Source organism: Xanthomarina sp. F2636L (assembly GCF_026410195.1).
Lineage (GTDB): Bacteria > Bacteroidota > Bacteroidia > Flavobacteriales > Flavobacteriaceae > Xanthomarina.
Map to the genome: position 1 here is coordinate 91,965 of NZ_JAPMLM010000057.1, position 15,405 is coordinate 107,369.

The 15,405-nt window shown below is 34.5% G+C and carries 9 protein-coding genes and 1 riboswitch; all 9 genes read left to right on the top strand.

All coding sequences use genetic code 11. The annotated features are described in order from the left end of the window. Window positions 1-38 precede the first annotated feature (38 nt). Complete coding sequence (locus OS191_RS03675) at window positions 39-3,845, top strand: efflux RND transporter permease subunit (protein WP_267154364.1); 3,807 nt, start codon at window positions 39-41, stop codon at window positions 3,843-3,845. Next, window positions 3,842-5,074 carry a TolC family protein gene (locus tag OS191_RS03680; RefSeq protein WP_267154365.1) on the top strand — a complete coding sequence of 411 codons (1,233 nt, stop codon included), beginning with the start codon at window positions 3,842-3,844 and terminating at the stop codon, window positions 5,072-5,074. The genes OS191_RS03675 and OS191_RS03680 overlap by 4 nt, the downstream gene beginning before the upstream one ends. An 81-nt stretch (window positions 5,075-5,155) precedes the next feature. Beyond that, window positions 5,156-7,873, top strand: a complete 2,718-nt coding sequence (locus OS191_RS03685; RefSeq protein ID WP_267154366.1) for a heavy metal translocating P-type ATPase — start codon at window positions 5,156-5,158, stop codon at window positions 7,871-7,873. 6 nt (window positions 7,874-7,879) lie between these two features. Next, on the top strand, window positions 7,880-8,362 hold the full coding sequence (locus OS191_RS03690) for a DUF305 domain-containing protein (protein ID WP_267154367.1): 483 nt from the start codon (window positions 7,880-7,882) through the stop codon (window positions 8,360-8,362). Then, the gene (locus tag OS191_RS03695; protein ID WP_267154368.1) at window positions 8,352-10,112 is read left to right on the top strand and encodes an efflux RND transporter periplasmic adaptor subunit; all 1,761 of its coding nucleotides are present in this window, start codon (window positions 8,352-8,354) and stop codon (window positions 10,110-10,112) included. Before OS191_RS03690 ends, OS191_RS03695 begins: the two co-directional genes overlap by 11 nt. Window positions 10,113-10,147: 35 nt before the next feature. Beyond that, window positions 10,148-10,624 (top strand): heavy-metal-associated domain-containing protein, encoded by a 477-nt coding sequence (locus tag OS191_RS03700; protein WP_267154369.1) that lies wholly within the window; start codon window positions 10,148-10,150, stop codon window positions 10,622-10,624. Between the two features lie 240 nt (window positions 10,625-10,864). Next, window positions 10,865-11,383, top strand: coding sequence for a c-type cytochrome (locus tag OS191_RS03705; protein WP_267154370.1), 519 nt, complete (start codon window positions 10,865-10,867; stop codon window positions 11,381-11,383). A gap of 192 nt (window positions 11,384-11,575) precedes the next feature. Continuing rightward, window positions 11,576-11,672: riboswitch (SAM-I-IV-variant riboswitch) on the top strand. A 203-nt stretch (window positions 11,673-11,875) separates the two neighbouring features. Beyond that, window positions 11,876-13,042 (top strand): Pycsar system effector family protein, encoded by a 1,167-nt coding sequence (locus OS191_RS03710; protein ID WP_267154371.1) that lies wholly within the window; start codon window positions 11,876-11,878, stop codon window positions 13,040-13,042. A gap of 19 nt (window positions 13,043-13,061) precedes the next feature. Continuing rightward, the gene (locus OS191_RS03715) at window positions 13,062-15,398 is read left to right on the top strand and encodes a hypothetical protein (protein WP_267154372.1); all 2,337 of its coding nucleotides are present in this window, start codon (window positions 13,062-13,064) and stop codon (window positions 15,396-15,398) included. The last annotated feature ends 7 nt before the right edge of the window (window positions 15,399-15,405 follow it).

The window sequence follows — 15,405 nt, forward strand, 5'->3', positions numbered from 1 at the left end:
ATTTGATACTTTGTACTCACTACTAAAATCTTATTTCAATGCTAAATAAAAGCATCAAATTTTTAATAGAAAATAAATTGGTAGCTGTTTTGCTACTCACGCTCTTTATAGGTTGGGGATTGGTAAATGCACCCTTTAATTGGGAGCAGTCCCGATGGCTATCGAGGTTACCTAGCAACCCTGTGGCTGTAGATGCCATTCCAGATATTGGCGAAAACCAACAAATAGTTTTTACCAGATGGGATGGTCGTTCTCCACAAGATATTGAAGACCAAATTACCTATCCGTTAACCACAACTTTGCTTGGTATTCCGGGAGTAAAAACCATTAGAAGTTCGTCTATGTTTGGGGTTTCAAGCATCTATATCATTTTTGAAGAGGATATAGAATTTTACTGGAGCAGGAGTCGGATTCTAGAAAAACTAAACTCATTACCCAATGGCTTATTGCCCGAAGATGTAAATCCAGCTTTAGGACCTGATGCCACCGGCTTGGGACAGATATTTTGGTACACCCTAGAAGGTCGTGATGAAAACGGCCAGGTAACTGGTGGCTGGGATTTACATGAATTACGCAGCATTCAAGACTATTATGTAAAATATGCCTTGTCGTCGGCAAGTGGTGTTTCGGAAGTGGCTTCAATTGGCGGCTATGTTCAGGAATATCAAATAGATGTCAATCCAGAACTCATGCGCCAATACAATATTGGATTAAATCAAGTTGTAAAAGCGATTAAAGAAAGCAATAAAGACATTGGCGCTCAAACTTTAGAAATTAACAAAGCAGAATATTTAGTACGTGGTTTGGGCTATGTAAAGTCTATTTCTGATATTGAAAATGCCGTAGTGCATTCTGAGGATTTCACGTCTATTAAAATTAAAGATATTGCAAAAGTTGCCTTAGGACCTGCAGCACGAAGAGGAATATTAGATAAAGAAGGAGCCGAAGTTGTTGGTGGTGTTGTTGTAGCGCGTTATGCTGCCAACCCAATGGAAGTTATCAATAATGTAAAAGAAAAAATAAGTGAATTAAGCGCCGGATTACCTTCTAAAGTATTAAAAGATGGAAGAACATCACAGCTAACTGTAGTACCTTTTTATGATCGATCGGAACTCATTCAAGAAACATTAGCCACTTTAAATGAAGCCTTGACTTTAGAGGTTTTAATTACCATTTTGGTCATTATCATTATGGTATTTAATCTTCGGGCTTCTATTTTAATTTCCGGTTTATTGCCCGTTGCCGTATTAATGGTTTTTATTGCCATGAAAATCTTTGGTGTCGATGCTAATATTGTCGCATTATCTGGTATCGCTATTGCTATTGGAACAATGGTAGATGTTGGCGTTATTCTCTCTGAAAACATTATTAGACATTTGGATGAGGCAAGTGAAAAGGGAAAAGTGAATAGTGAAAAGTTAAAAGTTGAAAGTGAGTTTAGCGATGCAGATTCTGAAGATGAGATTCTTCACTCCGTTCAGAATGACAAACGTTCAATTAACCAAATTGTTTATAATGCGACGGCTGAAGTATCTGGTGCCATTGTAACGGCTGTGATGACAACCATTATTAGTTTCATTCCGGTGTTTACCATGATTGGCGCCGAAGGAAAACTATTTAGACCCTTAGCCTTTACCAAAACCTTTGCTTTAATCGCGGCTCTTATTGTGGCTATATTTTTAATTCCACCGTTTGCAGCCTTTTTGTTTAGAAGAAAAAGTAATAAAAAAAGTTTTAAGTATCTTATAAATGCAGCTTTAATAATAGCAGGATTAATAGGGTTAATTTATGGCTATTGGTTGGGCTTAATTCTGATAGCTTTTGGAGTCACTGGCATTTTAAAACTTCAAGAGAAAATGACTTCTAAGCAAGCAAATCTTCTAAATATCATAATTTCTGCAACAGCTATTGTATTTCTTTTAGCAGAATATTGGCGACCATTAGGGGTTGACAAAAGTATTTTCTGGAACCTCATTTTTGTAGGTCTTATTTGCTTCAGTATATTAGGTGTGTTTTCCTTATTTATAAAGTTTTATACACGAATTTTAAAATGGTGTTTAGATAATAAATTATTGTTTTTATCAATACCAACCGCTATTGTAATTGCAGGGTTTTTCATTATGAAAAACACAGGCAAAGAATTTATGCCATCATTAAACGAAGGTTCATTTTTACTAATGCCAACGTCTTTACCTCATTCTGGTGTTGAAGAAAACAAACGCGTTTTACAGCAATTGGATATGGCAGTAGCCAGTATTCCAGAAATTGAAACCGTAGTTGGTAAAGCAGGAAGAACAGAGTCTGCTTTAGATCCCGCACCATTATCCATGTATGAGAACATCATTCAGTATAAACCAGAATATATGCTCAATGAAAATGGAGAACGACAACGATATAAAGTGAATGATGATGAGGAATTTGTACTAAAAAACGGCATGTCATTGCGAGTGGAACAACGTGAAGCGTGGCAATCTCTAAATGCAAAGGAACAATTGATCCCAGACAACAATGGCGAGTTTTACCGCAACTGGCGACCAGAAATACAATCCCCAGACGATATTTGGAATGAAATTGTGCGCGTAACAAAATTGCCAGGTGTTACTTCTGCGCCCAAATTGCAACCTATTGAAACCCGATTGGTCATGCTGCAAACAGGTATGCGTGCGCCAATGGGAATAAAGGTTAAAGGGCAGGATTTAAAACAAATAGAAGCCTTTGGGGTCCAATTAGAAGACATACTAAAACATGCCGAAGGTGTTAAACAGGAGGCTGTTTTTGCCGACCGTATTGTTGGAAAACCGTATTTATTAATTGATATCGATAGAGAGAAACTTGCTAGGTATGGCATCACGATTGAAGAGGTCCAAAGTGTTTTAAAGGTTGCTATTGGTGGTATGGTACTCACACAAACCGTTGAAGGCAGAGAACGTTATGGCGTTCGCGTCCGATATCCAAGAGAATTAAGAGCAAATCCAACAGACTTACAACAGATTTATGTGCCAGTTGAAAAAGGCAGTCCGGTTCCATTAAGCGAATTGGCTAGTATTAAATACGAACAAGGGCCACAGGTTATTAAGAGTGAAGACACTTTTTTAGTGGGTTATGTCCTGTTTGATAAATTAGATGACTTTGCAGAAGTCACTGTAGTCGAAAATGCACAAGCTTTAATTAAAGAAAAAATTGATAGTGGCGAATTAGTAGTTCCAAAGGGCATCTCTTACCAATTCACAGGAACTTATGAAAACCAGATAAGAGCTGAAAAAACCTTATCAATTGTGGTGCCTTTGGCTTTAGCAATTATATTCTTGATTCTATATTTTCAATTCCGATCGGTTACAACGTCTTTAATGGTGTTTACAGGAATTGCCGTTGCTTTTGCAGGTGGATTTTTAATGATTTGGCTGTATGGCCAGGACTGGTTTTTAAACATCAACTTTTTTGGTGAAAATATGCGAGATCTGTTTCAAATGCATCCAATTAATTTAAGTGTGGCCGTTTGGGTTGGGTTTATTGCGCTCTTCGGAATTGCAACAGATGATGGTGTGGTTATGGCAACCTATTTAACGCAAACTTTCGATAGAAATACCCCAGAAACCCAAAAAGAAATTAGAGCATCCATAATTGAAGCAGGAGAAAAACGTATTCGTCCTTGTTTGATGACAACTGCTACAACCATTTTAGCCTTATTACCAGTGTTAACATCCACAGGTCGAGGAAGCGATATCATGATTCCTATGGCAATCCCAAGTTTTGGAGGGATGCTCATTGCGCTAATTACCTTATTTGTAGTGCCAGTATTGTATAGCTGGAAAGCTGAATTTCAACTTAAAAGAACGATGAAATGAATTATATAAGATCACATAAAAAAAACTTTCTAATTTTTAGTTTTTCATTTTTCATTTTTCACTTTACGAGTGGTCAAGAATTAGAACTGTTAATTGATGAAGCGTTAACAAACAATCCGGAGATTCAAAAATTTGATCTTCAATATCAAATTACTTCAGAAAAAATAAATGAAGCTAATAGTCTACCTAACACCGAATTTAACGTGGGTGTTATGGCAGTAAAGCCCGAAATGGAAATGCCTATGGAACGATTTAGTGTTTCTGTCATGCAAATGCTTCCTTGGTTTGGAACCATATCAGCCAGAGAAAATTATGCTTCATCTATGGCCGATGCTCAATATATTGAAGTTACTATTGCCAAAAGAAAACTGGCACTGTCTGTCTCTCAGTTTTATTATCAACTTTATGAAATTCAGGCCAAACAACATGTCCTTGATAAAAATATAGCCTTGTTAAAGTCTTATGAACAATTGGCACTCACTTCTTTGGAAGTAGGAAAAGCTTCGGCAGTAGATGTTTTGCGATTACAGATTAGACAAAATGAATTACAGCAGGAAAAAGATGTTTTAACACAACAAAACAAAGGCATTCAGGCTGCTTTAAATAGTTTGATGAATCGTAAATATGATGATGTGGTAACTGTAGTTTCTAGTATGGAAATCCCTGAAGATGACAGTTTTTATAATTATAAGGCTTTGTCTCTGAACCCGGAATTACTTAAATACGACAAATTATATGAATCTGTAGAACAATCAGAATTGCTAAATCAAAAGGAGAGTGGACCAATGGTCGGGTTTGGCTTGGAGTATATTAATCAGGATAACAGCCCGATGATTACCAGTTCGTATAAAGATATGCTAATGCCTATGCTTTCGGTTTCTATACCCATTTTTAATAAAAAGTATAAATCTCAAACCAGGCAAAACGATTTGCGTAAACAAGAAATCGAATCACAAAAAAATGAACGCTTGAATATACTGACCTCAGAATTATCAAAGGCAATATCTAATCGTAATCAGGCGCGTATAAAATTTAATACCCAAGATAAAAACCTAAAACAGGCTAAAAATGCCGAAGAGATTCTTATTAAAAACTATGAAACGGGAACGATTAATTTTAATGATGTTTTAGATATTCAGGAATTGCAACTAAAGTTTCAAATGGGACAAGTTGAATCTGTAAAAGCTTATTATGAGCAAACGTCAATTATTAATTATTTGACTCAGTAAAAAGAAAGTGAAAACATCTAGATTTATAACTATCTTAAGGTTTAATAACAGATTTTAAAATTATTAAAAGCAGAATTAAAAATGAAACATATATATCACATACAAGGAATGACCTGCAACGGATGTCGCAGTCATGTTGAAGAAATACTTTCAAAAGTGGAAGGTGTTTCAAAAGCCACAGTCAACTTAGAAAAGAAAGAAGCAAGCATTGAAATGGTATCGCATATTCCTTTAGCGACTTTCCAAGAAGCTTTAAAAAAGGATGGAGATACATATTCAATTCATAAGTTAAAAGATGGTGAAACGGTACATACATACCATATACACGGAATGACCTGCAACGGTTGTCGCAGTCATGTTGAAGAAACACTATCTAAAGTGAAAGGCGTTTCTAAAGCTAGGGTGAATTTAGAAAAAGAAGAAGCTATTATTGAAATGGCATCTCATTTTTCGATAAAAACATTCCAAGAGGCTTTGAAAAATGATGGAGGTAACTATAGTATTCATAATCTAGGAGAACAGCCTAAGCACGATACAAAAGTTGAAAAACCTCAGGGCAAAGGCACAGGAACATTTTATTGTCCCATGCATTGCGAAGGAGAAAAGACCTATGACAAAGCAGGCGATTGTCCGGTTTGTGGAATGGATTTGGTGGAAGAGCAAAACCTAACAATTGGTAATTCAGAACAATGGACTTGTCCAATGCATCCAGAGGTTGAAAAGGAGGAAGCAGGTGCCTGTCCTATTTGTGGGATGGACTTAGTACCTATGGAGCCAGATTTGTCTTCCGAAGAGAAAACTTATAAAAAACTTATAAAAAAGTTTAAGATTGCCATAGCATTTACGCTGCCCATCTTTTTAATTGCTATGAGCGAAATGCTCCCTAATAATCCTTTATATGAGGTGCTAGAGCAGAAAAACTGGAATTGGATTCAGTTTGTATTGTCTATTCCCGTAGTGTTTTACGCCACTTGGATGTTTTTTGAGCGGGCCTATAAAAGTATCAAAACATGGAATTTAAACATGTTTACCCTCATTGGTATTGGAGCTGGCGTGGCGTGGTTATTTAGTGTGTTTGGTTTATTTTTTCCAGATTTTTTTCCAGAGCAATTCTTATCAGAATCCGGAGCAGTACACGTGTATTTTGAAGCAGCAACCGTAATACTAACCTTAGTACTTATGGGACAAGTGCTGGAGGCTCGTGCACATAGTAAAACCAATTCGGCAGTAAAAGAGTTATTAAAATTAGCACCAAATAAAGCCACGAAAGTTGTTAATGGTGAAGATGTCGAGGTCAGTATTGATAAAATCGAATTAAACGATATTTTAAAAGTAAAACCAGGTGATAAAATTCCTGTAGATGGTTCTATTACCGAAGGAGAAACCACGATAGATGAATCTATGATTACGGGAGAACCTGTTCCTGTAGATAAAGTGGAGGGAGATAAAGTAAGTAGTGGTACTATTAATGGCAATCAATCTTTTTTAATGAAAGCTGAAAAAGTAGGAAGTGACACCTTATTGTCTCAAATTATTCATTTGGTAAATACGGCTAGTAGAAGTCGCGCGCCCATTCAGAATTTAGCAGATAAAGTGTCTGGGTATTTTGTGCCGGTAGTGGTAATAATTTCTGTAATCACTTTTATTGTCTGGGCTATTTTAGGACCAGAACCTACTTATGTTTATGCTTTGGTGAATGCTATTGCGGTTTTAATTATTGCCTGTCCGTGTGCCTTAGGACTGGCAACACCTATGTCGGTGATGGTTGGTGTAGGTAAAGGTGCTCAAAATGGTGTACTGATTAAAAATGCCGAAGCCCTCGAAAAAATGGACAAAGTAGATACCTTAATTGTGGATAAAACAGGAACCATTACCGAAGGCAAACCAACGGTTGAAAGCGTTGGAGCTTTTGATGATAATTTTTCGGAAGCTGAGGTACTTCAATATATTGTCTCCTTAAATAATAATTCCGAACATCCATTGGCCGAAGCGACCGTTAAATACGGAAAAAAGCAGAAGACAGAAATTTTAAAATCAGAGGGGTTTAACGCCGTAACAGGAAAAGGTGTTGAAGCTACTATTAACAGTAAAAAAGTTGCGCTTGGCAATCCGAAAATGATGGATTATGCGAAAGCTGAAATTACTTCTGACATGCAGGAAGAAGCCAAATCTTTTCAAAAACAGGGTAAGACGGTTTCATATTTAGCCATTGATAAAATTGTTGTTGGTTATGTGGTTATTGGCGATAAAATCAAAGCCACAAGTGCCAAAGCTATTAAAGAACTTCAAAATAAAGGGATTGATGTAATCATGTTAACTGGCGATAATAAGGATACAGCACAAGCTGTAGCATCAGAACTTAATTTAGCAGATTTTAAAGCCAGCATGCTTCCAGAAGATAAACTTAAAGAAGTAGAGAAACTTCAAAAAGAAGGTAAAGTAGTTGCCATGGCCGGAGATGGAATTAACGATGCTCCAGCTTTGGCAAAAAGCGATGTGGGTATTGCTATGGGAACAGGAACAGATGTGGCTATTGAAAGCGCTATGATTACTTTGGTTAAAGGAGATCTTCATGGCATTGTAAAAGCAAAACACCTGAGTCATGCGGTCATGAAAAATATCAAGCAAAATCTGTTTTTTGCACTTGTTTATAACACCTTAGGAGTTCCAATTGCAGCAGGCGTTTTATTTCCGGTTTTCGGATTATTACTATCGCCAATGATAGCAGCTTTAGCCATGAGTTTTAGTTCGGTTTCTGTAATTGCAAATGCCTTGAGATTAAGAACTATTAAAATATAATTATTTATGAAAGATTCAAAAGAACATTCAAATAAAGAAAATTACAAAACCTTTTTTATAATGCTGGCCTGCTCATTTGTGGCCATGTACGTTACCATGTATTTAAATACCTATGCTATAGATCACGTGTATTTTAGCTTGACTCGTTTTTATATGACCTGTTTGGGTATTTCGGCAATGGCAGTAATTATGTGGTTTTTTATGCGAAAAATGTACATTAACAAAAAGAAAAACATAGCCATTCTTATAGGTAGTTTCATTCTGTTTGTTGCAGCATTAGGCTTGGTAAGAGCACAAAAACCTATTGTTGGAGATTTACTTTGGTTACGTGCTATGATACCACATCATTCTATAGCTATATTAACAAGTGAAAGAGCTGACATAAAAGATCCAGAAGTTAAAAAATTGGCCAACGAAATTATAGAAGCACAACGAAAAGAAATAGAAGAAATGAAAGCAATGATTAAACGATTAGAAAATGAAAAATAAAAAGCTATTTATAAATATAGGTTTATTGGTCATGGGTATATTACTAGGTTGGTTGCTTTTTAGTGATTCATCACATTCAGATGCAACCCACAATCATAAGGAGGTATCAGAAACCAATCAAATGTGGACCTGCTCGATGCATCCACAAATCATACAACCCGAACCTGGTGATTGCCCCATTTGTGGTATGGATTTAATTCCTGCAGAAAACGGTTCAGAAGGTTTAATGCCAGATGAATTTAAACTCACCGAAAGCGCCATGGCCTTGGCTAATGTACAAACCACTATAGTAGGTACTGGAAATAAGAAGGGTCAAAAGATAAAACTATCCGGTAAAATAGTAGAAAATGAAGAGGCAAATACCGTTCAAGTCAGTTATTTCTCTGGAAGAATAGAACGATTATATGTCAGTGTTACCGGTGAAGAAATTAAGAAAGGGCAACTTTTGGCAAGCATTTATTCGCCAGAATTATATGCTGCACAACAAGAGTTGCTTACAGCAGCTTCGTTGAAGGAATCGCAGCCAGCTTTATACAAAGCCGTTCGGAATAAATTAAAATTATGGAAGCTATCGGAAAATCAGATCGACCAGATAGAAGAATCTGGCAAAGTCACAGAGAACGTCCCTGTTTATGCCACAGTTTCTGGTACAGTTACCGAAAAGTTGGTTAATCAAGGCGATTATGTCAATCAGGGACAACCCCTATTAAAAGTTTCCAATCTCAACACGGTTTGGGCAAATTTTGATGTCTACGAAAACCAAATCGATCTGTTCAAAAAAGGGCAGGAGGTCCTGGTCTCTACCAATGCTTATCCAAATAAAGAGTTTCAGGGGAAAGTCGATTTTATCAATCCTACCTTAAATACGAATACACGAACAGTCACTTTACGGGTTATTTTGAATAATAAAAACGGTATTTTCAAACCAGGTATGTTTGTAGAAGGAAAAATAGATGGCGGAATTTATTCGTCTAAAAATCAAGTATTAACAATTCCAGCATCTGCTGTTTTATGGACAGGAGAACGTTCTGTGGTTTATATTAAAACAAATCCTAATGAGCCTGTTTTTGAAATGAAAGATGTAGTTCTGGGACATAGAATGGCAGATAATTATGAGATAAGTGAAGGATTATCTAATGGTGATGAAATAGTTACCAATGGAACATTTACCGTTGATGCTGCAGCACAATTGCAAGGTAAAAAATCGATGATGAATAAAGCTGGAAGTAAATCATCTACTAACCACGAGAGCCATCATGCAATGGATCCGGAAACAATTAACAAGAATGAAAGATTGAAAGTGTCGGTTGATTTTCAAAATCAATTGAAAACAGTTTTTAACGATTATATTCAATTAAAAGATGCTTTAGTTAAAGACGATACTAAAACAGTAGTAACCGATGCTAACAATTTACTCAATCATTTAGCCAACATCGACATGAAAACTTTAACAGACGACAAGGCACATAATCGTTGGATGCGTTTGGAAAATGAAATTAAAAAATCTGCTCTTTTAATTGTAGTTGAAAAAGGAGTGGAAGCACAAAGAAAACATTTTAAACAGTTGTCGTTGCACGTAATAAATGCTGTTGAAACATTTGGAGTTAACCAAAAAGTCTATCTTCAATTTTGTCCTATGGCAAATAACGACCAGGGAGGCTATTGGTTAAGCACAGAGGAGCATGTTCTAAATCCTTATTTTGGAGATGCCATGTTAAAATGTGGAGAAGTCAAGCAAATTATAGAATAAATTAAAACCAAGTATAATTATTAAATTTTAAAACAATGAATTTTTCAAAGAAAACTCACGACCAAAAAAACAACCATGTAATTTGTATGAGTAAAAAAGTGATTTTAAGTATGGCTGTTGTGGCAGCTATCGGATTTACAAGCTGCAAAAACGAAGGAAAACAAGCAGCAGAAACAACCACTGAGGTATCCAGTGAATTGGCTATGACAGATGTATCTTTTGGTGTAAGAGGCAATTGTGGCATGTGTAAGAAAACCATTGAAAAAGCCGCGAATGCAGTGGAAGGGGTTTCAAGTGCCAATTGGGATGTCGATAAAAAGAAAATCGATGTATCTTTTGATGACACTCAAATAGATGTCCAGGAAATTCATAATGCTATTGCAGCTTCTGGCTACGATACAGAAAAAGCAACTGGCAACTTAGAAGCCTATGATAATTTACCTGGATGTTGCAAATACGATCACGATATGTTGATGAATCAGTCAGGAGAAGTGAAAGCAGACGTACATTAAATTATATTAGAGATAATGAGGAGAGCTTTTTAAAGCTCTCTTTTTTTAGCTTAGAAAGCTGATAAATTTCTGTTTTCACTAAAATTATTCACAGGCCATATATTATAAACCACAATAAATTTAAGATTTCTTAAAGGAGCTCTCGAGCCTAAATGATACCTTTTGAATATATAATTTATAACAAATCTAAAGGAAATTTTACTTATATTTAATTTTCAATTTATTAAAAATCAAGATATTATGAGGTTTAAGAAAAAAATACGCACGCTTTTTTATAGTATTGGAATTCTATTAATGGTATTGGGACTTTATGCTTTTAAGTCGCATTCTGGAGCAGGTAAAGAATACGTACTACAAACTCCTTGGGATAATTTAAAAATCTTACCTCAAGATATTTCAAAGGATAGCTTAACACACCTCATGAAAAACTATTCTAAATCCCTAGGCGTTGATTGTAATCATTGCCATGTACCTAGTAAAGAGGATCCAACGGAATTAGATTTTGCAAGCGATAAGAAAATAGAGAAGGAAATTGCACGGGGGATGATTAAGATGACCAATGATATTAACGCAAATTATTTTCAACCTCACTTTCCAGACCCAAAACCCGCTCAAGTATATGTGGTAAATTGTGTTATGTGTCACAGAGGAACATCTAATCCAGAAAAGTACTTATCTCAAATGGGGGCTATGTATAAAACATACCATCCAGATAGAGATAACAGGAAAGAGAAAATTCTGGAAAAAATGAAAAAATAAGTATGCACAATTAACCTTTATCGAGGCAACTTCCAATTAATAAAGTGGCACCTTTTTATCGAAACTGTACATATATGTAAATGTTTCATCGTATTGAAATAGGCGGTCAAACTATTTCTGTATATCTATTAAAAAACTAGCCTATAAATATAGGTTAGACAAAGGTGAATCTTAAAAACCTTCTTGTATTTCAAATATCATTTAGAATCACATATAGTGATAGCAACCTGTCCAATCAGACGAAGATGCCAAGACAATGAGCTTAGTTCTAGGAAAAATATGATTTACTCTTTTTTTATTAATTATAGCAACATTTTTTTAAGTTTTTAGAATCTGTTTCGTCTAAAGAACTTGTAGAAAGTATAAAACAATTTTGAAATGATATTTAAATTCGTTTCTATTTATAGTATTTTAGAGATTGTATTCACTTTTAAAAGATGTAAAGATGAGGTTTCTTGTTTACATCACTATTAAACTATGTAAATTTGTAATATGAAAGAAGAGCTTTTACTTCAAATAGAAATATATGTAGCAGAACTGTTAAATAAACAACTCGCATCTACAAATTATTACCATAACGCTATTCACGCCAGGCGTGTGGTAGCTAACGCTAAAGAATTAGCAGGCTTGGAAGCTTGCACAGAGCAGGAAACCTTTGCCTTGTTGGTAGCAGCATGGTTTCATGATACAGGTTATATTCATACAGACATTGGGCATGAGGTAGAGAGCGCAAAAATTGCAGATGCTTATTTAAAAGAAAAAGAAGTGTCTGAAGACACATTAAATCTGGTTGAGCAATTAATTTTAGCTACTAAAAGTGACTATAAACCGAAGCATAAATTGGAAGGAATTATTAAAGATGCAGATTGTGGCCATATAGCAGCTGAGGATTTTGAAGATATTTCCGAGAATTTGTTGAGAGAATTGAATTCCAAAAATCAAAGTCATTTATCAGAAATAGAATGGATGAAACAAAATCTGGAGTTTCTTAAAAATCATTCTTTTTATTCTAATTCTGCAAAACAACTTTGGCAACCTAAAAAGGAAATAAACCAATTAGAAACTCAAAAACAAATAGATAAACTTTCGGCTAAAGAGAGCAAAAAAGAAAAAAACACAAGATTTGGTAGAGGAGTAGAAACCATGTTTCGTGTGCAATTAAAAAATCACATAGAGTTAAGCGCGATTGCAGATACCAAAGCTAATATCTTACTCTCAGTAAACGCTATAATTATTTCTGTTGCCTTATCTAATTTGGTTCCAAAACTGGATAGTCCGTCTAATTTATTTCTAGTGTATCCTACCTTAATTTTAATGCTTTTTAGCGTTGCATCAATAGTGTTATCAGTTTTATCTACGAGACCTAAAATATCTAATGTCGCAATTACTAAAGACATGATAAGAGAAAACAAAACGAATATTCTCTTTTTTGGAAACTTTCAAAAGATGAATTTGAAAGATTTTGAATGGGGAATCGACTACTTAATAAATAATCAAGAAACTTTATATAATTCGCTAACTAAAGACTTATATTATTTGGGACTAGTGCTTAATAAAAAATATAAACTATTACGAATTACCTATACTGTTTTTATGTTTGGAATAATTATTTCAGCAGCAGCATTTATTTATAGTTATTACATCTATTTTTCTGTATAATTTTAATAAAAACAAACCAATGAAAATAAGAGATAAGGGTCCTTTTAAAGTAATTATTTCTTTTCGCTTATTAAAAGAGAAATTTGAAGCCTTATTGGCCTCTAATAACTTAAGTGTTCAGAAGCAAGCGGAGCAAGCTTTAGAGCTTTTTACTCAGCATCCTAAGTTAATAACCGGAACAGACTTAAAAGAAGATATCCAGAATAATACAGCTGTTCTAGATCAGCTAATGTCTTTTGTTTTCCCAACAACCTTAACAAACAATGAAATTAAGGCAGCTGTAACTCCTTATACTAATGAGATATTTTATTGTAGTTCCAGACTTCAAAATATTATTAATAAGGCAAATACAGACGAAAATATATTTATTGACCTGTATAAAGATTATGAAGATTCTTTCGACTTATTTATATACGCCATTATATTAAATGTTTATTATAAATATCAAGTAGATTTTGAAAGACCTAAAACCCTGTCTATTACTGATAAGAATGGAGAAAGAAAAAGATACCGTGTAGCTTTTAATGCCGATTTTATTGATATCTATCCGAATAAAAATGCCATAGAAATTACAAAAGAAATTTTAGACGAATTATTAACTAATGCAGATAAAGTTGAAGTTTGGGAGAAGTATTTTCCAAAAAACTCCTGGACCATTGAAGGATTTGGAATAGTAAATCTTTTTGATACTTCTTTAGACGAGCGTATAGACGATTTTAAGACCCATTTAATTGAACCTAATACAGAAAGCTTCCAATATCTAATGGAAGATATTAGACGCATATTTAATATTCCAGATTTACAACTTGGTAGCTATAGTGTAGCAGATAATGTAATTACGCCACCTTTTGATAGAAGTTTCGATATGTTAACCATTTTACCAAACGAAAAAGTTGGTGTTGGAAAGTATGCTTGTAATCATATTAATAACGGTTTATTTAAAGATTGTAAACCAGTAATTATTTCAAATGTAGAAACCTATCACAAGCAAACCAATGGCAATAGATTAAGTAAGATTTTGTTAGATAGAGGATTAAAAAGTGCGGCTTTAATTCCTATTCCAATTAATGGAGAGCTTGGTTTTATAGTAGAATTGGCAGCTTTTAAGCCAAACCAGCTAAATGCCATTAATATGGTTAAGTTGGATGCTATTATGCCGTTTATTTTAAGTTATTCTAGACGGACATATTCGGAATATCAAAATGAAATAAGTGCTGTTATACAGCAGGAGTGTACTGCTATTCATCCTTCTGTAGAATGGCGTTTTCAAGAAGAAGCTAGACAATATATACAAGAAAGAAACTATGGGGAAAACCCTGTGTTTCATGAAATTGTATTTAAAGATGTGGTTCCTCTTTTTGGACAAGTAGATGTAGTTGGTTCATCAAATGCCAGAAACGAAGCCATTAAATTAGATTTAACAAAACAGTTAGAAATTAGTAAAAAACTACTTATAGGTAGAACTAAAATAAACTTACCGTTTTACGAGCAATTAATTTTTCAAATAGATAATTACCTAGCAAGCTTGAACGATAACTTTACTACCAATTCAGAACATGAAATCAGTCTGTTCTTTGAAAAGCAACTCATCCCTTTATTTGAACATTTTCTGCATAATTCAAAAAATAAAATAGAGCTAGAAGAATTTTTAAAATCCCTAGATAAAACAACTAACAGCTTATATCTCGCCAGAAAATCACATGATGAGACAATAAAAATGGGAAATGAAGCATTGGCTACATTTTTAGAAAAACAACAAATAAAAGCGCAGGCTATTTTCCCTCATTATTTTGAGAAATTTAAAACAGATGGTGTGGAACACAATCTATATGTCGGGCAATCTATTACAAAGCAATTCCACTATCATCCAACAGTTTTATACAATTTGCGTTTGTGGCAGCTTCAGGTAACTTGCGAAATGGAAGCCATGTATTATGAAAAACAAAAAGAGTTTCCGTTGCAATTAGAAGTGGCATCTTTAATCTTAGCTTATAATGAGCCTATTAGCATTCGCTATAGAATGGACGAAAAACAGTTTGATGTTGACGGAGCTTATAATGTGCGTTTTGAAATGATAAAAAAACGTATAGATAAAGCACATATAAAAAACACCAACGAACGTTTAACACAAGCCCATAAGCTGTGTGTGGTTTATTCTAGTAAAGAAATTGAGCGTGAGTATTTATCTTATTTTGAGTTTTTACAAGCAAAAAACTATGTCGGACAAAACATAGAGTTACTGGAATTAGAAGAACTGCAAGGAGCAAGTGGTTTAAAAGCTATTCGTGTAGATTTAAATAAAGAATTACAAAAAGTATCCGATATATTCACCCTTGAAGACATACAAGCAGTTTAATAACATA